Source organism: Kangiella sediminilitoris, assembly GCF_001708405.1.
GTDB classification, from domain to species: domain Bacteria; phylum Pseudomonadota; class Gammaproteobacteria; order Enterobacterales; family Kangiellaceae; genus Kangiella; species Kangiella sediminilitoris.
The window spans coordinates 1,434,015-1,458,881 of record NZ_CP012418.1 but is presented as its reverse complement, the minus strand read 5'-3'; the positions used below and the strand labels follow the sequence as shown (position 1 = coordinate 1,458,881).

Here is a 24,867-nt window from a genome sequence, read left to right as displayed (position 1 = left end):
CTTCCAGTCCTTAGCATATTAATCTAGCAAGTTTTTTGCATTGCTTTTGATACCAGACAACTCTCGGTCTTTTTTAGTTTAACTTAGGACGAGCTCTATCAATGATGAACTTGCAGTCAACGGAGGGGGGGAGATTACCATAATTCAGGCCTCGTATTTCTGAAAGTCTACTCAAACAAAAAGAGTCTGCTATTTTGGGATTGCCGTTCAGCAACAGCTGGCATGCCTGCATCAGTTTTGCCAGTCGTTCAACAAAATAACGACTTTGGAATTCGAAAGCATCTGATGGTGTATCTTCCAGTTGCTTAACTGTTCGCTTGAAAAGGTGGTCGTAATCATTATTTTTTCCTTTAGCCTTGGACAGTTCCTGTAAATAGCTATCCAGAGTTTCCGGAGATTTGTTAATGGCACGAATGACATCCAGACATTGGACGTTACCACTTCCTTCCCAGATAGAGTTTACAGGCGCTTCACGATACAGACGAGGGAGAATGGACTCTTCGACATAACCTATCCCACCGAGACATTCCTGGGCTTCACCGATATGACTGCTGGCTCTTTTACAGATCCAGTATTTACCAATAGCGGTGGTTAAGCGTAATAGATTTTGCTCGAACTTATCATCGGGATTATCCAGAGCTTTTGCCATCCTTGCTGTCATTGCCAATGCGGCTTCGGACTCAAGACATAAGTCCGCCAGCACATTCTGCATTAGAGGGTGCTGGTCTAAAGGTTTATTAAAGACTTCCCGGTAGTGACAGTGATGAGTGATTTGAGCTACAGCCTGTCTCATCAGCGCGCTAGAACCAATCATGCAGTCGTATCGAGTCAACGCAACCATTTCAATAATGGTTTTGACGCCTTTTCCTTCAGAGCCCAATAACCAACCGAAAGCGCCCCGAAACTCAATTTCTGAAGAAGCATTTGAGCGGTTACCCATCTTATCTTTTAAGCGCTGAATATAGATTTGGTTTTTGTTCCCGTCTGGTCGCCAACGAGGTACAAGGAAGCAGGACAAGCCTTGAACTGTTTGAGCCAGAGTTAAAAAACCATCGCACATGGGTGCTGAACAGAACCATTTATGACCGATAAGTTCATAGGTTTTATCTTTTTTGCTCAATAGTGCCGCATAGCTTTTGTTGGCACGAACATCGGTTCCACCTTGTTTCTCAGTCATGGCCATACCAATGGTGACACCTGTTTTTTGTTCAATGGGCTTATTAGCGGGGTCATACCGACCATTGAGTAGCTTATCCAGCCATTGAGATCCTATATGTGGGCTTTTTCTTAATGGTGGTACAGCAGAGAAGGTCATGGTCAATGGGCAGGCACTCCCGGCTTCAATTTGGTTATATAAGTAGTTTTTAGCCATCCGAACTAAGTGGGAGCCTTCCCTTTGATTGACCCAGGGGAGAACAGGTATTTTATGTTCTATAGCCAGATCCATTAGTTCATGGTAAGCCGGATGATATTCAATAAGATCCAGACGGTTTCCAAAACGGTCATGGGTATGAAGTTTGGGAGGGTTTTGGTTTGCCTGAAATCCTTTGTTAATCCATTGACTTTGACCCAGTACTTCACCCAGTTTACTAACCTCTTTGTGACCCCAGTCAGCCCTTAAGTTATTCAACAATTCAAGAAGTGCCATATCACTTTCAAAGATATTATAGTTTTCCAGCATAGGAGGCTGGTTAGTTACCTGGTGTGTTTCAGCAACATCTTTGGCTTTTTTTACTATGTCATCGAGACTATTGAACTCACTCATCGTGCATTAACCTTAAGCAATACCTCCGACCAGTCTAGCAGGAAAAAAGTTATCAAAACAAATAACAGCAATTGAGTAATAAAAAAGAAGTGAAAATTTTCCTGAAAGAGGGCTTTATTATTAATATATTTTGGGGGATAATGCGCAGCACTCAGCTGGTCCCCCCGCAACGATACGTTGTGAATCCCGCCAGGCCCGGAAGGGAGCAACGGTAGCAGCCGACTCGTGTGCCGGGGTGTGGCTAGCTGGGTCTTGAATTAAAAAAGTCGCTAGTGGAAACACTTAGCGGCTTTTTTGTTTGTGCTCTAAAGTTCACCGTTTATTCACCAGCATTGAAAGTTTTAGTGACAGACTTCGTAAGTCTAGTAGACTCCTACAAAATTGTATTACATAAAAAGGTACCTTCAATTGGAATACGGTCAACAGGTTTAGCATAATCATTATTGACTGACTGCCAACACTAATTGTTAACACTTGTGAAAGCTGTATTCCTGTCAGGCTTAAACCTGAAGTCAGGACGATAAGCATTGAAGATTTAAAATATTTCATTTAACCCCCTCCATTTATTGACTGCCCCAAAGCCTATATCGATGGCTATGGCTAGCTAGGCTATTTATTTGAAGGTTGGCACAAGGTAGCCGCGGAGAGGCTTGGGTTAAGTTATATCTTATTGATTTATTTACTTAAAGTTCTTGCCAGTAAAGAAGTGAGCAGGACAAATAGATTTTCCAATTGCGCAAAGTATGCTATGGTTTCTGCACTAAAACGATAAGCATTTCTATATTTGATTATTTTATGAGCTACCAAGTGCTCGCCCGTAAATGGCGCCCTAAAAATTTCCAGGAATTACGCGGACAGGAACACGTCAGCCGCGCTTTAGTGAATGCTATTGAAAGCGGTCGTCTTCATCATGCGTATTTATTTACAGGAACCCGGGGGGTTGGTAAAACCACTATTGCTCGTATTCTTTCAAAATGTCTTAATTGTGAAACGAATGGGGTGACTGCAACCCCGTGTGGTGAGTGTGGCAGTTGTTGTGAAATTGATGAGGGACGTTTTGTTGACCTGATTGAGGTTGATGCCGCATCTAGAACGAAAGTAGATGATACGCGGGAGCTACTGGAAAACGTCCAATATCGACCAACCCGTGGTCGTTATAAAGTCTATTTGATTGACGAAGTTCATATGCTATCCAACAGCTCCTTTAATGCCTTGTTGAAGACATTGGAGGAGCCACCTGAGCATGTAATTTTCCTGTTGGCTACTACCGATCCTCAGAAGCTACCAGTGACTGTCTTGTCGCGCTGTTTACAGTTCCATCTTAAACACATGGAAGAAGAAACTATTGCTAGCCACCTACAGTATATCCTTGAGCAGGAATCAATTGAGTTCGAAACCTCCTCTTTGCATTTAATTGCGCAGTCTGCTGAAGGCAGTATGCGGGATGCTCTCAGTCTCTTAGACCAGGCCATTGCTTATGGGCAGGGTAAAGTTCTGGAAGAAGATATTCGAACCATGCTTGGTACCATTGATCATAAATTTATGGTCCGTCTACTAGAAGCCCTGGCTAACCGCGATAGTGTGATGGCGATTAAGGCGATTGATGATATGAGTCATTATCCTGTTGACTTTGCGGATGCCCTGAAAGAACTTTTAACCCGGTTGCATCAAATAGCTGTTTATCAGGCAACACAAGTAGTAACGGATAGTGCAGCAACCTATGTCCCTGAATTTGCAGAAGCTTTTGAGTCAGCTGATTTGCAGATGTACTATCAGCTAGGCCTTCACGCAAGACGAGATCTTGAGTGGGCGCCGACTCCTAAGCAGGGACTCGAAATGGCTTTACTTAGAATGCTGGCTTTCCAGTTGGATTCTGGTCAGGCTCAAGCAAAAAAAAAAGTTAGCATAAGGTCTGATTCGGCTGATAAGTCCAAATCTTCTGATGTGGGCGGTACTCCTAAAGAACAGTCCAGGCAAGCCAGTCAAGAGCTGCAGTCAGCAACGCAAATAAATGACGCCCTCCCTGAGGGTACTGCATCGTCAAACCTTGAATCTGAAGAAGAAGCTTTCCGAAACACCTCAAAGACAAGCCCTGGCACTGATAAAAAAGGTGATAGTGATGAAGGTATTTCTGATGAGTTTGCTGGCTATGAACAGTTTTTTCAACAGGAAGAGGAAGACAGGGAGCAAGATGTCAGCCACTCTTTTGATTCAGCTACAAAGCAGCAACCAGAATATCAACAGCCGCCAGCTGAAAAACATCCTCGGGATGAAAAGAATAAGCAGTCTGAAGACGACTCTGAGGCATTAGCAAGCCTTCATACCGCTCTAGGTCTAAACTTAGGCCAAACCTCTGAAGCTGTGCCTGAGCAGCCTTCGGTTAAACAGGGCTCTGAAGGAGCTTCCGTACTAGTCGAAGAGCACTTCGGCGACAATCAAAAAGATACAGACACTTCAGATCAGGAGCCTGCTTATGACACCGATATTGAACGGTTAATGCAGGCCAAAGACACTCACACTGATACGGTAGATAAATCTGTTAAGACTCAGCAACATGCTGAAGTAGTGCCTGATAATAACGAGCTGGAACGAGTTGATGCTTTGGATGCCCCGGAAGAGGCTTTAGAATGGGCAAATATGGTCAAAAGACTTGAATTAGAAGGTACTTACCACCAAATAGCACAATCAAGCTGTGCCATTTGGAATTCTGATAAAGAGCTTGTCTTGGAAATTAATCTGGAACAGGAGATTCTCTTAACGGCTAGCGCCAAAGATGCAATAAAGCAGTCTCTTGACAGTTTCGTTGGTAGAAGTATTTCAATCGACTGGCAGCTGAAAGCTCCGTCTATAATGACACCAGCAGAAATCTGGCAGCACCAGGCAAAGCTAAGATTGCAAAAGGCTTGTGAAGACTTGAATCAGCACCCATTCAGTAAGCAGTTACAGCAACGATTTGGTGCTAAAATAGACAGTCAGTCAGTAACTTATTTAGAAAACTAAAGTCGATTAATCATTGGCTCCGGTAGTAAACAGTATTATATACAAGTTGAGGTATAAAATGTTTGGTAAAGGCGGTTTGGGCAATATGATGAAGCAAGCCCAGCAAATGCAGGAAAAAATGAAGCAAGCTCAAGAAGAGATTGCGAATATGGAAGTCACTGGTGAAGCTGGTGGTGGTATGGTTAAAGTTGTTATGACTGGCCGCCACGACGTTAAAAGTGTCACTATTGACCCAAGCGTCCTGGATGAGGACAAAGAGTTTCTTGAAGATTTAATTGCAGCAGCTACCAATGCTGCAGTGAGAAAAGTTGAAGAGACAACCAAAGAGAAAATGGAAGGTGCGACCGAGGGGTTAAATCTTCCTCCTGGTATGAATTTACCCTTTTAAGGAATCACTTTGAACGTGGGTATTGTTAGTGCTGTGCTCGAATCCCTGTACATTTGTACATCACCGATTTCTAGCGCAGCACTGCCTCTCTCTCAGAGATATCAAACCTTAAAATAAACCATAATAGTTATTCAAAGAGCCCAGAACCTAATATGCAGTCTCCATTGATAAAAAAGTTAGTTGATGCTTTTACCTGTTTGCCCGGGGTAGGGCCTAAATCTGCTCAGCGTATGGCCTATTATCTATTGGAGCGAAATCGAGATGGCGGTATTCAACTCGCCACTGCATTAGAGGCTGCTATGAGTGGCGTGGAGCACTGTAAGCGCTGTCGAGATTTTACGGAGTCTGAGCTATGTGGGATCTGTAAATCCGAACGACGTGATAAAAGCCTTCTTTGTATTGTAGAAAGCCCTGCTGATGTTATGGCTATCGAGGCTACAGGAGGTTTTCAGGGGACTTACTTTGTTTTGATGGGGCATTTGTCACCACTTGATGGCGTAGGTCCTGAAGACATTGGCCTGGATCAACTCAAGGAGCTTATTAACTCAGAAAAGCCGGGCGAGGTAATTCTGGCTACAAACTCTACGGTCGAGGGTGAGGCCACTGCTCACTTTATTGCCGAAATGCTTAAAGGTACCGGCATTGCGTTATCTCGAATAGCTTCAGGGGTGCCTATTGGTGGTGAGCTTGAGTATATTGACGGCGGAACTCTAATGCACTCATTTTCAGGCCGGCAACCGTATTCATCATAATGACTCCCTGACACTCAATTCTCGCATTTTACATAACCCTTTGTTATTGATACAAATTGATACTTTTTACCTGGCTTTGTTGCTTGGTGTATACTCTAGTAGGTATATGTTTTGCGCACAGGAAATATCATGACTAAAATATCAAAAAGTATTAAATTATCAACAGCTTGCCTTGCAGTTTTACTTGTTTCGTCCTGCGGTGGGGGAAGTGACGGTGGCACGACTGACCCTGATCCAATAAGTGAAGCGCCAACTTGGACCGCCGGTGTTTTTGAGGATGAAAGCAACTTCGTCAATCGTTGCGAAAACCCTCGAACCGGTACCGATATTGATGGTAACCCATGGCCGGATGAGCAAGGTAGCTATTTGTATGAAAATCACTGGTTGCGATCTTGGAGTAACAATACCTACCTTTGGTACGATGAAATTCAAGATCAAAATCCAGCAAATTTTGCGCTACCAACCACATATTTTGAAGAATTAAAAACCTTTGAAACAACAAGTTCAGGTGCAAATAAGGATAACTTCCATTTCTATCAAGATACTAGTGAGTACCAGCAGCGTGCCTCAACTGGCGCTTCATCAGGTTACGGTGCTCGATTCTTTTTAATTAACCCCGCCCCTCCAAGAAAAGTTTTAGTGGCTTACACTGAGCCTAATTCACCCGCAACCAATGCTGGGCTAACTCGGGGTGCGGAAATTTTGGAAATCGACGGGGTAGATGTGGTTAATGGTTCTGACACTGACACTTTGAATGCAGGACTTTTCCCGGCTTCGGATGGAGAAACGCACGAGTTTGTAGTACGAGACCTGGGCAGTTCAACAACTCGCACCATCAATATCACCTCTACCACAGTTACCGTTGACCCTGTACAGAATGAAACTGTATTTAATACTGCAACTGGCGACGTAGGGTATATGCAATTCAATACATTTGGTACTCGAATTGCAGAACAGGATCTTATCGATGCATTCGTCGATTTTTCGAACCAAGGTATTCAGGATCTGGTTGTCGACCTGAGGTACAATGGCGGCGGTTATCTTTTTATTTCCAGTCAAATGGCATACATGGTGGCAGGTAGCGCTAAGACAAGTGGCCGTGTTTATGAAGAAACTGTTTGGAATGATCAGCATCCTAATGTTAATCCGGTGACAGGTGAAACTCTTGAGCCCACTCCATTTTACTCTTCTACATCGAGTGAGGCGACAGCACCTGGAGGGACTCTGCCAACGCTTAATTTGAACAGAGTTTTTGTCCTATCAACTGGTGGCACCTGTTCTGCTAGTGAAGCTTTTATTAATGGCCTACGTGGTATTGATGTGGAAGTAATCCTCATAGGTGATACTACATGTGGTAAGCCATACGGATTCTATCCAACTGATAACTGTGGCACTACGTACTTCACCATCCAGTTCCGCGGAGAGAATGACAAAGGTTTTGGGCAGTATGCCGATGGCTTTGTTCCTTCATCAAGCGATAATGGTCTAGACTTCGTTCAGGGTTGTGTTGTGGCTGACGACTTTGGTCATTTGCTGGGAGATCCTGATGAGGCAATGTTAGCTGCAGCTTTGGAATATCAAGCAAACGGAGCATGTCCAGCAACTGTCTCAAATAAAGTTGCGCAACCTCGCTCAGCCAAGCCCTATATTTCTGATGATTCATTATTGAAGTCTAAGCGGGTACAGAGAGAGTTATTCCTAGATAATAACCGAATTCTGCACATACCTGAGGAGTTACATTAATGAGATATCTAAGTGGCATACGATCTCTTTCTATAGTGCTGGCATTGCTCTGGTTAACAGGCTGTAAAACACTCAAAATAGAAGATGCTTCGCCGGCTGTAGTACTAGCTCTTGATTCTCAGGGAAAGAGTGAAATTGCCGATGTAATTAATCAAGTGATGCCTGGTGCCAATGTTATTCTTGCAGAAGATATTTTGACTGAGGATAACAGGCTTTTTATTGAAAGAAAGCAGACGTATATTGATGGTAACCCAGTTCAGGGGCGGATTACTGAAATGCCTAGGAAATTTGAATTATACAGGTATGAGGGCCGCTGTTACCTTGTAGATGATAAAACTGGTGAAAATTACTTGCTACATTTTGTACGCTGTAAATCCATGTAGTACTTGTCATAAACTAAAAAGCCAGTTTCCAACTGGCTTTTTTATTGCTTAAATCAATTTTTTACCGTTGAAAAAAACGCCATAGTCCCCATCTAGATCGCATTGTGTTAACCAGCTAAAGTTGAGTGAAAACAATGTCAGAAACAGCAACTAAACAAACTCATTCTTTCCAAACTGAAGTAAAGCAACTACTGCACTTAATGGTGCATTCGTTGTATTCCAATAAAGAAATCTTTTTACGAGAACTCATCTCTAACGCCGCTGATGCTGCTGATAAGCTTCGTTTTAAGGCTCTTAAGGATAGCAGTCTCTATGGAGATGATGCTGACCTTAAGATTCGAATCACTACCGACAAAGACGCCAGGACGTTGACTATTTCAGATAATGGTATCGGTATGACCGAGCAGGAAGTTATAAATCACCTGGGGACGATTGCTAAGTCAGGTACCGCTGACTTCCTGAAGCAGTTAACGGGTGATCAGAAAAAAGACTCCAAACTAATTGGTCAGTTTGGTGTTGGGTTTTATTCTGCTTTTATCGTTGCGGATAAAGTGACTGTTCTGACGCGCAGCGCTGGCGCAGGTATCAATGAGGCTGTTATTTGGGAATCTGCTGGCGACGGGGAGTTTACTATAGAGCAAACGGAAAAAGAGCGCCGCGGAACTGATATAACCTTACACTTGAAAGAAGGTGAGGAAGAGTTTCTCGAGGAATTCCGCTTACGCAGTATTATTGGTAAATACTCAGACCATATCTCCCTGCCAGTAGAAATGCATAAGATGGCCTCTAATGAGGGTGACGATGAGAGTAATAATGAATTTGAGACAGTTAACAAAGCGACAGCCCTCTGGACTCGTCCTAAATCCGATATTTCAGACGAAGAATATCAAGAGTTCTACAAACATATTTCTCACGACTTTCAGGATGCATTAACCTGGAGCCATAATCAGGTAGAGGGTAAGCAGGAATATACCAGTCTACTGTATATTCCTTCGAAAGCGCCATTTGACCTATGGAACCGTGATCGTGTTCGCGGCGTGAAGCTGTACGTTCAACGTGTGTTTATTATGGATGATGCGGAGCAGTTTCTGCCTGTCTATTTACGATTTGTTAGGGGCTTGATTGATTCGAATGATTTGCCGCTTAACGTTTCACGAGAAATCCTGCAGGATTCTAAAGTGACTCAATCTTTGAGAAATGCTGCGGTGTCGCGCATTCTAAAAATGCTAGAGCAATTAGCAAAAAAAGACAAAGAAAAGTATCAGCAATTCTGGGATGAGTTCGGTCAGGTACTCAAAGAGGGTACGGGTGAAGACTTTGCCAATAAGGAGAAGATAGCAAAGCTATTCCGGTTTAGCTCAACCCACACTGATGAAAAGGCACAAACAGTATCGCTGGATGAGTACATTGAACGAATGAAACCAGGCCAGGATAAAATTTACTACATTGCAGCGGATAGTTTCCTTGCTGCAAAAAATAGCCCTCATCTAGAAATTTTCCGTAAAAAAGGTATTGAAGTACTTTTGATGTCTGACCGAATTGACGAATGGACCATCTCTCATCTAAATGAATACAATGATAAAAAGTTTGTATCTGTGACAAAGGGCGATTTAGATTTGGGCAGCCTTGAGGACGATGAGGACAAGAAAGCACAGGAAAAAGCCAGTGAGGAGCATAAGGATTTTATTGAGAGGGTAAAGTTAGCACTGGGTGAGAAAGTTGCTGACGTTAGGGTGACTATGCGACTGACAGACACACCAGCTTGTATTGTAGCTGGTGAGGGCGACATGCCTTTGCAAATGGTAAAAATGCTTCAAGCAGCTGGTCAAGAGGTTCCCGATATCAAGCCGGTCTTTGAAATTAATCCTGATCATGCGCTTATTAGCTTAGTTGAAACCGAAAAAAATGATGAGCAGTTCAATCAGTGGGTGGATGTATTATTCGACCAGGCTCTTTTAGCGGAGCAAGGTCAATTAGATGACCCCGCTAGTTTTGCCTCTAAATTGAATAAACTACTGCTAAAACTTGCAAATTAGTAAATTTCCGTCAAATAAGAGCCTGCTTTATCGCAGGCTTTTTTATTTGCACCTTTTAACAAACCATACAATCAGGGCATCAAACTATAGTCTTGATTCATACTGGCTGGTACAATTTAAGCATTATTTATTCGAGCACAACCGCCCCAGGCGGTTTTTTTATGAAACAATTTTTATCCAGTAAGTTTTTTAAGGTATTGTTCGCTTTGGGAGTACTTGCCATTTTCCTCGGATCCGTAACCCCAGGCAAACAGCTACCCAGTGATTTACCCTGGGACAAAGCTCTGCATTTTATTGGATATTTTGGTTTAGCTTTCTTAGCTCGAATGGGGTCCGACAAACGACCTTCATGGTTACTGATCGTTTCGTGCATCACATTTTCATTAATTATTGAACTAATACAGCTATTTATTCCAAATCGAGGGTTTGAGTGGACAGATGTACTCGCCAATTCGTTAGGTGTACTGACTGGTACTGTAGTTGCATTATTGATTAGACCGTTAGTTGTTAAGGGCGCCGTTAAACGCCCTTAATCTTGTTGGTTAAGAACCCTAGTCTGCGCGACATAATAATTGCATTCCAACCAGAATGTCTGATTTAGTTCCACTGGTTGCCTTGAAATAACCCCGGATACCATTGGCTACTTCCCCTTTAGGACAATAAACCTCTCTTTTCCAATTACTGCAGTTTGGACGTACGTACGCATCAGTATCCCATAGACCTTGGTTGTTATACCCTCCAATTTTATAGCCTTTTACTCGACCGCTACTGGAGTGACAAACTCTTAAGTAGCGTATATCGCCGTAGGTTAAACCAACAGCGCTATTAGCACCTTCAAAAGGAGAAAAGCGGCAATTGTTTTGTTGAACTGTCTGGAAGTCCGGTCCACCATTAGTGTCGCTTCCAAGAAACCTTGCTTCCATAAAGCATGGTTTATCATAACGTTCCTTAACGTCAATGGTCTGTAACCTGTAGCTCTGATGGTAAAAAAGGTTGTCAGAATAGTCGCCAAGGTGACCTGAGCGGGCTGAGTTTCCAGCCTGCGCTACTGTACTGCTGATTAAAAAGAGAATCGCACCGAGTAATAATTTATTCATAATTCCGTCCTTAGTTGTTATAACGCTTTCCTTATAAAGCTTGATTAGCATATTTTAATATAACGCTACAGTGAAGAGCAGAAGTCTTGAGTCAGTGTAGGAAATTGTCCTAAGGGTTCTGTAGAATAGTAAAACTATGGATATTCTTGGCTTATATTTATAGTAACGGTCCAGTATTTTAGCCATTTTTTACTTGAGATACGGCGTTATTCCAAGTATCTTTAGCGCCTACACAGTCAATCTTTATATATAAGGCTAGGAGTTTTCGCACATGCGAATTATTTTGTTGGGTGCACCAGGCGCAGGAAAGGGCACTCAAGCGCAATTTATTAAAGAAAAGTACGATATTCCTCAGATCTCTACTGGAGACATGTTGCGTGCAGCAGTTAAAGCTGGCACTGAACTGGGCCTCCAAGCCAAGCAGAAAATGGATGCGGGTGAACTGGTATCTGATGATATCATCATTGGAATCGTCAAGGAGCGAGTAAAAGAAGATGATTGCAAAAATGGTTATCTTCTAGATGGCTTTCCACGAACAATTCCACAGGCTGATGCTATGCGTGAGCATAATATTGATGTGGACTATGTAGTTGAAATAGATGTTGACCATGAGGAAATTGTTAAGCGACTAAGTGGCCGACGAGTTCACCCTGAGTCAGGCCGTGTTTACCACGTGACTTATAATCCTCCAAAAGAAGAGGGCAAGGATGATGAAACTGGTGAACCTCTAATTCAACGAGATGATGATAAAGAGGATACAATACGACGTCGTCTAGCTGTGTATGAAGAACAGACACGTCCTTTGGTTGATTACTACTCTGAGTGGGCTAAAGAAGAGCCAGCAAAAGCACCTAAGTATCTTAAAGTCGCTGGTGTTGGTTCTGTAGAAAATATTCGTGATGCCATTTTCAATGGCCTAGCCTAGTTCGATAAATTAAGCGAGAAGTAGTTTGAAAAAACAAGGCGTTCTATTATGTAACTTGGGTACACCTGATGAGCCAACAACTCAGTCTGTACGTCGTTACCTTGGTGAGTTTTTACATGACAAGCGTGTTGTTTCTATTTCTCGCTGGATTTGGTGCTTAATATTGCACGGCATCATCCTAAGAACCAGGCCACAGAAAGTTGCTAAATTATACAGGCAAATCTGGACGAAAGAAGGTTCGCCACTGCTGGCAATTACACAAAAGCAACGCAAAAAACTCCAAAATGAAATTAATGATCGTTTTATTGATCAGCGCTACGGTAAACATGTTCCTGTCGAAATTGCTATGGCTTACGGTAACCCTTCAATAGCTGATGGGCTACAGGCTTTAAAGAATCAGGGTTGTGAACGAGTTATTGTTTTGCCGTTATATCCTCAATACTCCTCTGCTACAACGGCCTCTATTTTTGACCGGATTGCAAAATACTACAAAAATGAGTTTTTCGTCCCAGAAATAAGCTATGTAGGGGACTATCACTCACATCCTCACTATATTCATTCCTTAGCGCAATCTGTACGTAAATTTAGAGAACGGCATGGTGAAAGTGAGAAGCTCTTGTTCTCCTATCATGGCGTGCCGCAGCGATTTAGTGATAACGGCGATCCATATGAAAAGCAGTGTCGAAATACGACAGCTCTGGTAGTCAAAGAGCTAGGCTTGTCAGAAGATGATTATGCGATTTCATTTCAATCTCGCTTCGGTAAAGAGGAATGGGTAAAGCCCTATACTGACGAGCTTTTAACTGAATGGGCAAAAGAGGGTGTAGAGTCGGTTCAAGTTATAAGTCCCGCCTTTAGTGCTGACTGCCTGGAGACGCTTGAGGAACTAGCTGTCGAAAATCGTGATACTTTCCTCGAGAATGGTGGTTCAGAATACCAATACATTCCGGCCCTTAACGATGATAAAGCTCATATTGAGCTGATGTTGCAACTCATCGAACAACGCCTATTGAATTAAGTGCTGTGCATTTAGCTAGCCTGTTCAGGGATTAATGCATGGCCGAGTCCTTTACACTAAAATCACTATTCTCCTCTGATGGAGCCTTATCCAAAATTTTCACGGGGTTTAAGCAGCGTGAAGAACAATTGGCTATGGCTGATGCAATAGAAGAGGTCTTAGTTTCCGAGGAGTCAATCTGTATTGAAGCAGGAACGGGTACAGGTAAAACCTTCGGCTACCTGGTTCCTGCACTAAAATCCTGGCATCTCAATGATAAAAAAGTTTTGTTGTCGACCGGCACAAAGAACCTCCAGGATCAGCTGTACTATCGTGATCTTCCTAATATGCGCAAAGCCCTGGGAGTTTCTCCAAAAATATCACTTCTTAAGGGACGAAATAATTATTTGTGCCTGTATCGAATGAAGCAAAGTCTGGATTCAGGCCAATTCCAGAGTCGAGCCATGGCTGACTCACTGGTTAAAGTTAAGGACTGGTCTCGACAGACGCAAAGCGGAGACTTAACTCAATGTGCCGATTTGTCGGATGATGACCCTTTATGGCCCTACGTTACTTCCACTAATGATAATTGTCTGGGGGTGGAATGCCCAGACTTTGCAGACTGTTATGTGGCTAAAGCCAGACAAAAAGCTACAGCAGCTGATGTTGTGGTTGTTAATCACCATTTGCTATTGGCAGATATGGTTCTGAAAGATGATGGATTCGGCGAACTATTACCTGATGCTGATATAGTCGTAGTGGATGAAGCTCACCAGTTAACCGATATCGCACACAGTTTTTATGGCCAGCGTTTGACCAGTAGGCAGTTAATGGAAATTTGTCGCGATACGGAGCTTGAAGCACTGACAACCGCAAAAGATGATCGTCAGCTAAGTGTTGCCGTGCGTCGGGTTGAAGGGGCGGTTAATGAAGTGAGGCTACTTCTGGGGGAATCAGGTAAAAAAGCTAATTGGCAACAAATTTCATCTCCAGATCTTGAAAAAAGACTTAAAGATTTAGAGGAAGAACTACTGGCATTATGTGAACGACTTGAGAGACATGCCTCTCGCTCAAAAGGACTTGATAGCTGCCACCGCCGCTGTGAAGAGTCTTTGCAGTCCCTTGCTATTTTCAACAGTACATTTTCTCAATCAGAAAAAAAGACGGCTTATGATGCAGTTAGGTGGGTAGAAACCTACAGAAATGGCTTTGCGATTTTAGAGACGCCGCTGAATGTCTCAGAGTCATTCTCACGCAGTAGAAGAGAGCATTCTGCGTCAAGCTGGATTTTCACCTCAGCCACGATGACTCAGGCCGATGACTTTACTTTATTCAAACAGGAACTTGGTCTACAGGATTCTAAGGACCTTATTCTACCCAGCCCCTTTGACTATGGTAATCAGGCTATTTTGCATATCCCCAGGGGGCTTCCGGATCCCAGGGACCGTACCTATATAGACTCTTGGCAAAAACAGCTATTCCCTCTGGTTGAGCATAACCCTGGGGGAACATTTGTGCTTTTTACCAGTTATGCTGCACTTAATAAGGTTAAAGAGCTGTGGAAAGACAAATTGCAGGATAAGAATTTATTTGCACAAGGCGATTTACCTAAGAATGAACTAATCGAGCGTTTTCGTGATTCAGGTGATGCCGTTCTACTTGCCACATCAAGTTTTTGGGAAGGTGTTGATGTTAAAGGTGAAGCCCTTAGTCTGGTTATCATTGATAAGCTACCCTTTGCGGCACCCGATGAGCCGCTAATTGAAGCTAAAATTCAGGCGGCCAGGAAATCTGGAAAAAATCCATTCTTTGATATACAAATTCCCCAAGCAATTATTGCTTTGAAGCAGGGTGCTGGTCGTCTTATAAGAGATTATGAGGATAAGGGTGTATTGGTTCTATGTGATCCAAGATTAATTGCCAACGGGTATGGTAAAAGATTTCTTAAAAGTCTGCCGCCAATGAAACGCACTCGCAATAAAGCAGTTGTGTTAGAATTCCTTAAGAACTTAAGTTTTAAAAGCATTAAAGAAGAAAGCTGACATGGCAAACCTATTAATTATTGATACTGCTACAGAATCTTGTTCAGTAGCACTTAAGTATGATGATCAGGTATATACTCGCTCCGAAATTGCCCCTAGGATGCATGGAGAGCTGGTGCTGCCAATGGTAGAAGCTGTTTTAGCTGAAGCAGGTATAAAGCTAACTCAGTTAGATGCTATCGCTTACGGTCAGGGCCCTGGAGCTTTCACCGGTATTAGAATCTGTATCAGTGTTGTACAAGGTCTGGCTTTTGGGGCTGACTTGCCTGTGATAGGTATTTCTAGCTTACAGGCCTTGGCACAAGGTCTGTATCAAGATAAAAAGCAGGCTAGGGTACTAGCGGCAATTGACGCTCGAATGGGAGAGGTTTATTGGGGACAATATGAAGTTGACGCCAATGGATTGATGAAACTCTTAGACCAAGAAAGAGTATGTTCACCAGAATTTGTCACAATATCAGACCCTGATACGTCAATAGTGTATAGCGCAGTTGGTACAGGGTGGTCTACTTACGCTAAAGTATTATCAGAAACACTGAATGTGCCAACAGTCATTCATGATAAGCCATTGTATCCATTTGCGGAATACATGATACCTATGGCAGAGTACCTGTATATAAGTGGCGAATCCTACGCGGCAGAATTGGCAGTTCCTGTATATCTTCGAGATGATGTTGCAAAAAAAGCGAAAGACCTCTAGATAATTGTTCAGGAAACATTCAGAGGATTCGAAGTAATATGATTTCAGTGGCTAGCCAGGCAAAATTAGTGATATTCGAAGGAGATCCCTGATGAGCTATTTATTTAAAGTTTCGTTGGTTTTGCTGAGTGCGGGCATGTTATTTGCTTGCGCCAGCACACCACAGCAAATTACATTTGAGCAGGAAAATATACCATTTACCCAAGTCGCTCAAAATCCTGAGGGCTTTACTGGTCGTGAAGTTCGTTGGGGTGGAATAGTTGCCCGGGTTGAAAACCTGGAAAATGATACGCTGATTGAAGTAGTGAATTTGCCACTAGGGCGGCAAGCAAGACCCGTCGAGGAGCAACAAACTGGTGGTCGTTTTATTGCAAGAGTTCCAGGGTTTCTAGATCCGATGATTTATGATGTTGGTAAAGAAATAACCGTTGTTGGTAAACTTTCTAAGCCGATGCCCGGCAAAGTTGGGAAACATAAAATTAATTTTCCTGTCGTAGATACTCGAGGTCATCACCTATGGAAAAAACGACCTCAGTACGAGTATGTTGAAGTATACTCCGCATGGGATCCTTACTGGTTTTATCATCGTCCTTACTATTGGCCATACAATTACCGTTACCGTGTGATTAGACCTGATCCAGACTACGAGCGTCGCAGGGATTACAATAGGGATGCACAGGATCCAAATACGGAGATATATCGTGGTGTACCAGTTGAGCCAAGAGTTCAGAACCCTCCGCCTCAGCCTAAGCCATCAGCTAAGCCTGTTCGTACGCCCGCTAAACAACCCCCGACTATAGAAAAGTAGTTTGCCACAAAAAAGGAGCCGTTTGGCTCCTTTTTTATTCAGGTTTATCGTGTCCGTAAAACTTAATATTGCGCTTGATTCTATCCCTGCCATTAGCCATTCGCCACCGATTCGTATCCCTCAGAGAGTAGACGCAACCACAATACTCCTGTTGGTAAAATTCTTCCCGCTTGGAAATTTCTATCATCCGCTGGGCGCCACCTTTTTTACGCCAGTTGAAAGTCCAATAATTAACGTCGTCATACCTATTGGCAGCTCTGACGCCACAATCATTGATTTGTTCCATATTTTTCCAGCGTGAAATACCTAGCGTACTGGTTATTAAATTAAAGCCATGTTCCGCAGCATAAAGCGCGGTGCGCTCAAAACGCATGTCGAAACATACTGTACAGCGAGCGCCCCTTTCTGGTTCGTTCTCAAGACCTTTTACGCGCTCAAACCAGTTATCTTTGTCATAATCAGCGTCAATAAAGTCAATACCAAGCTTGTCACAAAAACGTTTGTTTTCATCTTTGCGAATTTCATACTCCTCGACAGGGTGTATATTAGGATTATAAAAAAATACTGTCTGTTTTATTCCAGACGCATGAACCGCTTCCATAACTTCCGCCGCACAAGGTGCGCAACATGAATGCATCAGTACTTTTTCTTCGCCGTGGGGAGTCTCAATGACAGGGCGTTCATAGTTGTCTACAGAATAAGGGTTCACGCTTCACTCCAAGAGCTAAATGGCTCGGTATTTCTACTATAATACAGGGCGTAATGGTAAACCTAAGCAGCTACCCACGCAAGTTTGGGAAATATTTTCTACTCGCCTTGCTGGGCATACTGAATAGCGTGGCGGGAGCGCCGAATGAAGCGGAATAGCAGCAAAACGGCAGCTATAGACAAGCCAACAATAATACCAATCCAGAAACCTTGGACTTTAAGTCCTTGATATTCGGCTAAATAATAGCCTACGGGGAAACCAAAAATCCAGTAAGCAATGCCCATATAGACCATTGGGATTTTAGTGTCTTTCATCCCACGTAGAGCGCCGGCGCTGTTTATCTGTAATCCGTCTGAAAATTGGAAAATAGCAGCCAGAAATATCAGGCTTGCGCCCAAGCTAATCAACTCTGTGTTATCCGTGTAGAATCCTACAAAATCGTGTCTGAAAAGTAACATTAGCGTAACGGAAAGGGCCTGAAAAAATACGCTTAGGCCAATCCCACAAAAACCAGCCAGGCGCATTTGTCGATAATTCTGTTTTCCTTGCCAGAAACCCACACGGGCAGTAATAGCAACCGAAAGACCCAGTGGTATCATAAAAGCTACAGTTGCGATATTCATTGCTATTTGGTGAGCTCCGGTAAGGTCAACACCATATCGAGCGACCATAATTCCAATCATGCCAAATAGGCCAACCTCCATCAGCATACCTACTGCAATTGGAGTTCCAACTGTAAAATACTCTTTAATAAGCTTTGGCTTAGGCCAGGAGATATTTTTGAAAATATTCATCTCATCGTAGCGTTGGTTACTGTAGGTATAGATGAGTAAGAACACAAATAAGATAGTCCATACTACGCTAGTGGCATATCCAACCCCAACAGCACCCATTTCGGGTAAACCAAGACCACCATAAATAAACCAAATATTAAAAAGGATGTTGAAAGGTATCACTAGGAAGGAACAGACCATAATGGCTTTTGTCGAGAAAAGACCTTCATTGGCCGAACGTAAAGCTAAAAACATAAAGGCAGGGATAGTGCCCCAGCTAAGTGCGGTTAAGTATTCTGAGGTCAGTTTGGCTATGTCTTGATCCACGCCCATAAAGAGAAGGGGATAATACATATGCCGGATGATGAAAAACACAATGATGCCGAATCCAATGGCAATAATTTGTCCCATCTGGAAGGTTTTTCCAATCTTCTTGAACTGCCCCTGACCATTGAAGTGTGAAACCATTGGATTAAGAGCGAAGCTCAACCCGAGGTACAGAGAAAATATAATCATAAAGGTATTGGCGCCGGTACCCACGGCAGCCAGTGCATGCTTGCTGTAATTACCAGCCATTAAGGTATCAACAACACCTAGAGTCATTTGAGCTAACTGAGCAAGAATCGCAGGGATAGCTACCTTAATCAGAGCACTGCTCTCTTCACCAATTTGGCGTAACGAATGCTTTTGCATAGTTTTCTTCTAGTTTTATTTATTCAGGTAACTTTAAAGCGCCGAGGGCTATGCCATGACTTAAAAACTCACCAACAGGTAAACGAGGCAGCTCCTCTAGATCCGATTTCGATAACACCATTTGGTGGTTCAATTTTTGAATCGCTTTTTCGAGTCCGATAGGGAATTGAAAGTAAATACCGTTAATAAAGGTTAACAGCGCCTGTTCATGCTCAAAGTAGGCAATCCGTGCCAGAGGGTTCAGTTCGATACCTTCGCTCATAGCAATGTCGCTTAGCTCCTGAGCCTTTGGTAAATTAACTGTTTCAAGTACTTCTGGGTACTTCAGTTCGGTTACTGTTTTGCCTGCTGCAATAAGTAATTCTCGACGGTTTAGAAGCTGCTTAAGTTCATTTTGAGCCCAGTCAGGTAACTCAGAATGAAGTGCTCCAAAGGCATGGTATTTTTTTAGTTTTCCCTCATCGTGCCAAAGGCTGTCGAATTCCAGTGATTGAGAGTTTAATAATGAGTCAAGAATGGAGCCAATACTCGGTGCTCTAAAACCAATAGAGTAAGTAATGCTATTACCCACAGAAACTCCCCAATGAGGTGTGGCTGGAGGAATATAAAGAATATCTCCCGGATTGACGATGACGTCCATTGTAGCCTCAAAAGGTTCAACCTGAGCAATTTGAGGGTGCGGATTTATGCTGCTAACTTTTTGACCCTGATAACCAACTCGCCAGCGCCGTTGACCTTCTCCTTGAACCAGAAATACATCATACTTGTCTAGATGTGGCCCGACACCGCCATTTTCAGTGGCGAAGGAGACCATAATATCATCCAGGCGCCAGCGGGGGAGGAAGTTACATGCTTTTGTGAGTTGTTGAAGCGGAGGGTGGAAATAATCCAGCGACTGGACTAGTAAAGTCCAGTTTGCCTCTCCCAGCTCCTGAAATGCTGTTTCTTCCAAGGGCCCATGTGATAATTGCCACCGCTGTTGTTTGTTGTCATGTTGAATCAGTCTTGATTCGATATCATCGTCGAGACTGTAACCGGCAAGCTCCTCAGGAGTGATTAGAGCAGGATCACCATCAAACCCACCACGGATAAGTAGTGGTTTTTTTTGCCAATATTCAGAAAGAAACTCTTCTGCACTGATTGAGCCTAGCATAAACGATAATCCTGCGACTTTTCGATTGATTATATATTTTTGGCCTGTGCTACTGCATTACCAATATAGGTAGCAGGTGTTAGTTTTTTCAGGCGGTCTTTTTCTTCTTGTGGCAGTTCCAAGCTATCAATAAAGACTTTTAAATCTTCCTGTGTTACGCGTTTGCCACGAGTTAGCTCTTTAAGCTTTTCATAAGGGTTCGCAATACCATAGCGGCGCATTACCGTTTGAATCGGTTCCGCTAACAGCTCCCAGTTTGAGTTAAGTTCGTCTAGAAGAGACTGCGCGTTAACTTCCAGTTTTGAAATACCTTTAAGAGTTGCTTGATAAGCGATGACACTATGAGCAAAACCGACACCAAGGACACGCTGAACTGTGGAGTCAGAAAGATCGCGTTGCCATCGTGAAATCGGTAATTTCATTGCCAAGTGATCGAATAATGCATTGGCAATACCCAAGTTACCCTCTGAGTTTTCAAAGTCGATAGGGTTTACTTTATGCGGCATTGTGGACGAACCAATTTCACCGGCAATAGTTTTTTGCTTGAAGTGGCCCAACGCGATATAGCCCCAAACATCACGGTCAAAGTCGATAATAATTGTATTAAAACGTGCAACTGCATCAAACAGTTCAGCCATGTAATCATGAGGCTCAATCTGTGTAGTGTAAGCATTCCAGGTTAGCCCTAAAGATGTTACAAATTTGTCTGCAAATCTTTGCCAGTCAAATTCAGGGTAGGCTGAAAGATGTGCATTATAGTTTCCAACAGCACCATTAATCTTACCTAAGATTTCTTGACCCTTGATTTGTTTAAGCTGGCGTTCCAAGCGATAGACAACGTTTGCCATCTCTTTGCCCATTGTGGAAGGTGAGGCTGGTTGACCATGAGTACGAGACATCATAGGGATTTCCACAAATTGATCTGCCAGATTGCGGATAGCATCAACGATTTGTGTCTGACTGCTGATAATGGCTTCAGTACCTTCTTTAAGCATTAAAGCGTAAGAGAGGTTATTGATGTCCTCTGAGGTACAGGCAAAATGAATAAATTCACTGACTTTTGCAATTTCCTGATTATCAGCAACTTGCTCCTTAAGGAAGTACTCAACCGCTTTTACGTCGTGGTTTGTTGTGCGCTCAATTTCCTTAATGCGGGCAGCATTTTCTTCAGAAAAGTTGGCCACGATATTGTCCAGCAACTGGTTGGCTTCAGTTGAAAATTGTGGGACTTCATTAATCTCAGATGCCTGTGAAAGCGCCTGTAACCAACGCACTTCAACCGTGACACGGTATTTAAGTAATCCGTACTCACTAAAAATAGGACGTAAGTCAGCGGCTTTTGAGCCGTATCGGCCATCGACGGGTGAAATTGCTGTTAGAGCGGAAAGTTGCATTGTCATATCTTATCCGTAAAAGCTTAAAATTGAACAAATCTATAAAGTGGCGATCATACCTTAACTGCTAGGGATTAGCATCTTTTACGCACTAAAAAACGTGACGATTAAACATAAAAAAAGCCAGCAAGAGCTGGCTTTGGTTTGGATATTGGATTATCGAATATCGAATACATCCAGAATCATTCTCGTTCCTTCCATCAAGCGAATGATTTTGCCTTCGACTTCAATAATTTTACTGCCGACAGGCCCTAAAGGAAGGCGGCGACGCAAGTCGTAAGGGATTTCATGCCCGTAACGATAGATATCTATCGGTAGAACATGGCCTGCCTGAACCTTTTTCTGCCAACCAGGAGGCAGTTGTCCTGTGCGCTGATACTTCTTCTGTAAACCTGGAGGCAAGTCAGAGCGGCTTGTATCCAGGCGACCTCTATCATCGTAATAACGGTCATAATAGTTACGGATGGTATCGCGTGCACCATCGTCGAAATGACGCTTATTGGATTGTTTAGCCTTAGATTGCTTAACTTCTTTTTCACTTTTATTCTGCGCATGCTCGGGTTTCCCCTTTGCCATCACTACTGGCGCACTGATAGCAAATGCTACAGCCAAACTAATTAATGTTAATTTCTGTTTAATCATTATATTACCCTAACTCTTCATTAGTGTTGCAAACATCATATTATAAGCACGATGAATCAGTCCTGAACAAGATATACCTCACATTCAGCGCACGCTGTGTTATAATCAGCCGCCAATTTTCAGGGGTGGTTGCTGGATGGTGCCTTAGAATGGTGCTCAGTTCCTTGATTTGTCTTGATTGATAGCTAATAGACGGTTCCAGTTCCACCTTTGTCAAAGATTTGAAAATGTCAAAAATGAGGAATATAGCGTGTTAGAAGCATACAGAAAACATGTAGCAGAACGTGCTGAGCAAGGTATTCCACCTTTGCCTCTGAGCGCAGAGCAAGTGAATGAGCTTGTTGAACTGTTGAAAAACCCACCAGCCGGTGAAGAAGAGTTTCTGGTCGAGTTGTTGACTGACCGAGTGCCGCCGGGCGTTGATGAAGCTGCTTACGTAAAAGCTGGTTTCTTAGCTGCCATAGCAAAAGGTGAAACCGAATCTCCGCTGGTTGATAAAGAACACGCTGTAAAGCTCCTAGGTACAATGCTGGGTGGCTATAATATCGCAACCTTGGTTGAGTTGCTTGATGACAAAGAACTAGGGCAGTTGGCAGGGGAGCAGCTTAAAGACACATTACTGATGTTTGATGCTTTCCACGATGTTGCTGAAAAAGCTGATAATGGCAACGAGATTGCGAAGGATGTCATTAAATCCTGGGCAGAAGGTGAGTGGTTCACCAAGAAGCCTAAAATGGATGAGAAAATTACCTTAACAGTATTCAAGGTTCCCGGCGAAACAAATACTGATGACTTGTCTCCAGCCCAGGATGCATGGTCACGTCCAGATATTCCGTTGCACTCACTGGCAATGTTAAAAAATGCTCGTGAAGGCATTGACCCTGATAAAGAAGGTGAGATTGGGCCTATCAGCTTAATTGAAAAGCTGGAAGAGAAGGGTAACCCAATTGTTTATGTTGGTGATGTGGTAGGTACAGGTTCTTCTCGTAAATCTGCGACCAACTCTGTTTTATGGTTAATGGGTGACGATATTCCTCACGTTCCTAACAAGCGAGCTGGTGGATTCTGTTTTGGTAGCAAAATTGCTCCAATTTTCTACAACACAATGAAAGATGCTGGCGCCATGCCGGTAGAGTTAGACGTGTCACAAATGGAAATGGGCGACGTTATTGACTTCTATCCTTATGAAGGCAAGGTTACTAAAAATGGTGAAGTCATCTCTGAATTCGAGTATGGCAGTAAGGTAATTTTTGACGAAGTTCAAGCTGGTGGTCGTATTCCTCTAATTATTGGTCGCGGTTTAACCGAGCGTGCTCGTGAGTATCTGGGTATGGATGCTTCTGACTTATTCCGTAACGCGGAAGAAGTTGCTGACTCCGGCAAAGGTTTCACACTAGCTCAGAAAATGGTTGGCCGCGCCTGTGGTGTTGAAGGCGTTCGTGCAGGTCAGTATTGCGTTCCTAAAATGACAACAGTCGGTTCTCAGGATACTACTGGCCCTATGACTCGTGATGAGCTGAAAGATTTGGCTTGCCTTGGTTTCTCGGCCGATCTGGTTATGCAATCTTTCTGCCACACAGCGGCTTATCCAAAGCCAGTTGACGTTGATACCCAGCATACGCTTCCTGATTTCATCATGAACCGTGGTGGTGTGTCTCTTCGTCCAGGTGATGGTATTATCCATAGTTGGTTAAACCGTATGCTTCTTCCAGATACAGTCGGTACAGGCGGAGACTCACATACTCGTTTCCCATTAGGTATTTCTTTCCCGGCTGGTTCTGGTTTGGTTGCATTCGCAGCCGCTACCGGTGTTATGCCGTTGGACATGCCTGAGTCTGTATTGGTACGTTTCAAAGGTAAGCGTCAGCCAGGTATTACATTGCGTGACTTAGTTCATGCTATTCCTTATCAGGCAATTCAAGATGGTCACCTCACCGTAGAGAAAGCTGGTAAGAAAAATATTTTCTCAGGCCGAATCCTTGAGATTGAGGGGCTTGAAGATTTGACTGCTGAACAGGCATTTGAGCTTTCAGATGCCTCTGCGGAACGTTCAGCAGCTGGCTGTACAATTAAGTTGGCTGAAGATTCTGTAGCAGAATATTTGGAATCAAATATTGTCCTGTTGAAGTGGATGATTTCTAACGGCTACGGTGATGAGCGTACCTTAGCTCGTCGTATCGAGAAGATGCAGGAATGGCTGGACAACCCAAGCTTATTATCTGCTGATGAAGACGCAGAGTACGCGGCAGTTATCGAAATTGATATGAATAACTTGAAAGAGCCAGTTCTGTGTGCACCTAACGATCCTGATGATGCTAGGCTTCTAAGTGAAGTTGCTGGTGATAAGATCGATGAAGTGTTCATTGGTTCTTGTATGACCAATATTGGTCATTTCCGTGCAGCGGCTAAATTGCTCGAAGATATAGAAGCTGGCACGTTAGAAACACGTTTATGGATTGCTCCACCAACTAAAATGGATGAGCATCAGTTGATGGAAGAAGGGCATTACAATACATTTGGTCGTTCTGGTGCTCGCCTGGAGATGCCGGGCTGTTCATTGTGCATGGGTAATCAGGCTCGTGTAGCGCCTAAATCAACCGTTGTTTCAACCTCAACTCGAAACTTCCCGAACCGTCTGGGGCAGGGTGCTAACGTTTACCTTGCTTCTGCAGAGTTAGCCTCTGTTGCTGCTGTTATCGGTAAGCTGCCTACAGTTGATGAGTACAAAAAATACGCGGATAAGATTGATTCAATGGCTGATGATATCTATGTTTATATGAACTTCCATCAGATGGAAGAGTATAAGCAGCAAGCTAACAAGGTTACGATTCCAGTGAGTAACCAAGTTACAGTTGATGCGTAATACT

The 24,867-nt window shown here is 43.2% G+C and carries 20 protein-coding genes and 1 other RNA gene; 14 read left to right on the top strand and 7 right to left on the bottom strand.

Annotated elements, in window-relative coordinates:
* Positions 1-73: 73 nt before the first annotated feature.
* Positions 74-1,765, bottom strand: a complete 1,692-nt coding sequence (locus tag KS2013_RS06695) for an acyl-CoA dehydrogenase family protein (protein ID WP_068991493.1) — start codon at positions 1,763-1,765, stop codon at positions 74-76.
* A 153-nt stretch (positions 1,766-1,918) separates the two neighbouring features.
* Between KS2013_RS06695 and ffs the strand changes: the two genes are divergently transcribed.
* From ffs to KS2013_RS06655, 8 genes are all read left to right on the top strand, one after another.
* Positions 1,919-2,015: signal recognition particle sRNA small type (gene ffs, locus KS2013_RS06690), an RNA gene on the top strand.
* Between the two features lie 545 nt (positions 2,016-2,560).
* Complete coding sequence (gene dnaX, locus KS2013_RS06685; protein WP_068991485.1) at positions 2,561-4,765, top strand: DNA polymerase III subunit gamma/tau; 2,205 nt, start codon at positions 2,561-2,563, stop codon at positions 4,763-4,765.
* A gap of 58 nt (positions 4,766-4,823) precedes the next feature.
* Positions 4,824-5,153, top strand: a complete 330-nt coding sequence (locus KS2013_RS06680) for a YbaB/EbfC family nucleoid-associated protein (protein WP_068991476.1) — start codon at positions 4,824-4,826, stop codon at positions 5,151-5,153.
* Between the two features lie 152 nt (positions 5,154-5,305).
* Entirely contained in the window at positions 5,306-5,905 is a 600-nt protein-coding gene (gene recR, locus KS2013_RS06675) for a recombination mediator RecR (protein WP_068991471.1), read from the top strand.
* Between the two features lie 129 nt (positions 5,906-6,034).
* The gene (locus KS2013_RS06670; protein WP_068991466.1) at positions 6,035-7,648 is read left to right on the top strand and encodes a S41 family peptidase; all 1,614 of its coding nucleotides are present in this window, start codon (positions 6,035-6,037) and stop codon (positions 7,646-7,648) included.
* A complete protein-coding gene (locus tag KS2013_RS06665; protein WP_068991463.1) occupies positions 7,648-8,031 on the top strand; it encodes a hypothetical protein in 384 nt (127 codons plus the stop codon). The genes KS2013_RS06670 and KS2013_RS06665 overlap by 1 nt, the downstream gene beginning before the upstream one ends.
* Before the next feature lie 134 nt (positions 8,032-8,165).
* Positions 8,166-10,067 carry a molecular chaperone HtpG gene (htpG, locus tag KS2013_RS06660; RefSeq protein WP_068991460.1) on the top strand — a complete coding sequence of 634 codons (1,902 nt, stop codon included), beginning with the start codon at positions 8,166-8,168 and terminating at the stop codon, positions 10,065-10,067.
* Between the two features lie 161 nt (positions 10,068-10,228).
* Entirely contained in the window at positions 10,229-10,600 is a 372-nt protein-coding gene (locus KS2013_RS06655) for a VanZ family protein (RefSeq protein WP_068991457.1), read from the top strand.
* A gap of 18 nt (positions 10,601-10,618) precedes the next feature.
* Here the strand turns inward: KS2013_RS06655 and KS2013_RS06650 are convergent, their stop codons facing one another.
* Entirely contained in the window at positions 10,619-11,164 is a 546-nt protein-coding gene (locus tag KS2013_RS06650) for a hypothetical protein (protein ID WP_068991453.1), read from the bottom strand.
* Positions 11,165-11,435: 271 nt separating this feature from the next.
* Here KS2013_RS06650 and adk point away from each other — a divergent pair, with 271 nt between their 5' ends.
* The 5 genes from adk (at position 11,436) to KS2013_RS06625 (ending at position 16,636) form a co-directional block, all read left to right on the top strand.
* A complete protein-coding gene (gene adk, locus KS2013_RS06645; RefSeq protein ID WP_068991445.1) occupies positions 11,436-12,089 on the top strand; it encodes an adenylate kinase in 654 nt (217 codons plus the stop codon).
* Between the two features lie 25 nt (positions 12,090-12,114).
* On the top strand, positions 12,115-13,107 hold the full coding sequence (hemH, locus tag KS2013_RS06640) for a ferrochelatase (protein ID WP_068991442.1): 993 nt from the start codon (positions 12,115-12,117) through the stop codon (positions 13,105-13,107).
* A gap of 38 nt (positions 13,108-13,145) precedes the next feature.
* Positions 13,146-15,128, top strand: a complete 1,983-nt coding sequence (locus KS2013_RS06635; RefSeq protein WP_068991440.1) for an ATP-dependent DNA helicase — start codon at positions 13,146-13,148, stop codon at positions 15,126-15,128.
* Position 15,129: 1 nt separating this feature from the next.
* Positions 15,130-15,828 carry a tRNA (adenosine(37)-N6)-threonylcarbamoyltransferase complex dimerization subunit type 1 TsaB gene (gene tsaB, locus KS2013_RS06630; RefSeq protein WP_068991435.1) on the top strand — a complete coding sequence of 233 codons (699 nt, stop codon included), beginning with the start codon at positions 15,130-15,132 and terminating at the stop codon, positions 15,826-15,828.
* Between the two features lie 91 nt (positions 15,829-15,919).
* On the top strand, positions 15,920-16,636 hold the full coding sequence (locus tag KS2013_RS06625) for a Slp family lipoprotein (RefSeq protein WP_068991432.1): 717 nt from the start codon (positions 15,920-15,922) through the stop codon (positions 16,634-16,636).
* Between the two features lie 34 nt (positions 16,637-16,670).
* Here KS2013_RS06625 and KS2013_RS06620 read toward each other — a convergent pair whose 3' ends face one another.
* The 5 genes from KS2013_RS06620 to KS2013_RS06600 form a co-directional block, all read right to left on the bottom strand.
* A complete protein-coding gene (locus KS2013_RS06620; RefSeq protein ID WP_068994453.1) occupies positions 16,671-17,273 on the bottom strand; it encodes an epoxyqueuosine reductase QueH in 603 nt (200 codons plus the stop codon).
* Positions 17,274-17,443: 170 nt separating this feature from the next.
* Positions 17,444-18,811: an MATE family efflux transporter gene (locus KS2013_RS06615; protein WP_068991429.1), complete on the bottom strand. Its 1,368-nt coding sequence runs from the start codon at positions 18,809-18,811 to the stop codon at positions 17,444-17,446.
* Positions 18,812-18,830: 19 nt separating this feature from the next.
* On the bottom strand, positions 18,831-19,964 hold the full coding sequence (locus KS2013_RS06610) for a cupin domain-containing protein (protein ID WP_068991427.1): 1,134 nt from the start codon (positions 19,962-19,964) through the stop codon (positions 18,831-18,833).
* Positions 19,965-19,993: 29 nt separating this feature from the next.
* Positions 19,994-21,358 carry an adenylosuccinate lyase gene (purB, locus tag KS2013_RS06605; RefSeq protein ID WP_068991424.1) on the bottom strand — a complete coding sequence of 455 codons (1,365 nt, stop codon included), beginning with the start codon at positions 21,356-21,358 and terminating at the stop codon, positions 19,994-19,996.
* Positions 21,359-21,514: 156 nt separating this feature from the next.
* The gene (locus KS2013_RS06600; protein WP_228703638.1) at positions 21,515-22,000 is read right to left on the bottom strand and encodes a hypothetical protein; all 486 of its coding nucleotides are present in this window, start codon (positions 21,998-22,000) and stop codon (positions 21,515-21,517) included.
* 250 nt (positions 22,001-22,250) lie between these two features.
* Here KS2013_RS06600 and acnB point away from each other — a divergent pair, with 250 nt between their 5' ends.
* Positions 22,251-24,863 carry a bifunctional aconitate hydratase 2/2-methylisocitrate dehydratase gene (gene acnB, locus KS2013_RS06595; RefSeq protein ID WP_068991421.1) on the top strand — a complete coding sequence of 871 codons (2,613 nt, stop codon included), beginning with the start codon at positions 22,251-22,253 and terminating at the stop codon, positions 24,861-24,863.
* Positions 24,864-24,867 lie beyond the last annotated feature (4 nt).

Bases quoted from the DNA above. Each gene is read 5' to 3' on its own strand.
- KS2013_RS06695 (WP_068991493.1), bottom strand. From the start codon at position 1,765: ATGAGTGAGTTCAATAGTCTCGATGACATAGTAAAAAAAGCCAAAGAT.
- dnaX (WP_068991485.1), top strand. From the start codon at position 2,561: ATGAGCTACCAAGTGCTCGCCCGTAAATGGCGCCCTAAAAATTTCCAG.
- KS2013_RS06680 (WP_068991476.1), top strand. From the start codon at position 4,824: ATGTTTGGTAAAGGCGGTTTGGGCAATATGATGAAGCAAGCCCAGCAA.
- recR (WP_068991471.1), top strand. From the start codon at position 5,306: ATGCAGTCTCCATTGATAAAAAAGTTAGTTGATGCTTTTACCTGTTTG.
- KS2013_RS06670 (WP_068991466.1), top strand. From the start codon at position 6,035: ATGACTAAAATATCAAAAAGTATTAAATTATCAACAGCTTGCCTTGCA.
- KS2013_RS06665 (WP_068991463.1), top strand. From the start codon at position 7,648: ATGAGATATCTAAGTGGCATACGATCTCTTTCTATAGTGCTGGCATTG.
- htpG (WP_068991460.1), top strand. From the start codon at position 8,166: ATGTCAGAAACAGCAACTAAACAAACTCATTCTTTCCAAACTGAAGTA.
- KS2013_RS06655 (WP_068991457.1), top strand. From the start codon at position 10,229: ATGAAACAATTTTTATCCAGTAAGTTTTTTAAGGTATTGTTCGCTTTG.
- KS2013_RS06650 (WP_068991453.1), bottom strand. From the start codon at position 11,164: ATGAATAAATTATTACTCGGTGCGATTCTCTTTTTAATCAGCAGTACA.
- adk (WP_068991445.1), top strand. From the start codon at position 11,436: ATGCGAATTATTTTGTTGGGTGCACCAGGCGCAGGAAAGGGCACTCAA.
- KS2013_RS06635 (WP_068991440.1), top strand. From the start codon at position 13,146: ATGGCCGAGTCCTTTACACTAAAATCACTATTCTCCTCTGATGGAGCC.
- tsaB (WP_068991435.1), top strand. From the start codon at position 15,130: ATGGCAAACCTATTAATTATTGATACTGCTACAGAATCTTGTTCAGTA.
- KS2013_RS06625 (WP_068991432.1), top strand. From the start codon at position 15,920: ATGAGCTATTTATTTAAAGTTTCGTTGGTTTTGCTGAGTGCGGGCATG.
- KS2013_RS06620 (WP_068994453.1), bottom strand. From the start codon at position 17,273: ATGCATTCATGTTGCGCACCTTGTGCGGCGGAAGTTATGGAAGCGGTT.
- KS2013_RS06615 (WP_068991429.1), bottom strand. From the start codon at position 18,811: ATGCAAAAGCATTCGTTACGCCAAATTGGTGAAGAGAGCAGTGCTCTG.
- KS2013_RS06610 (WP_068991427.1), bottom strand. From the start codon at position 19,964: ATGCTAGGCTCAATCAGTGCAGAAGAGTTTCTTTCTGAATATTGGCAA.
- purB (WP_068991424.1), bottom strand. From the start codon at position 21,358: ATGCAACTTTCCGCTCTAACAGCAATTTCACCCGTCGATGGCCGATAC.
- KS2013_RS06600 (WP_228703638.1), bottom strand. From the start codon at position 22,000: ATGATTAAACAGAAATTAACATTAATTAGTTTGGCTGTAGCATTTGCT.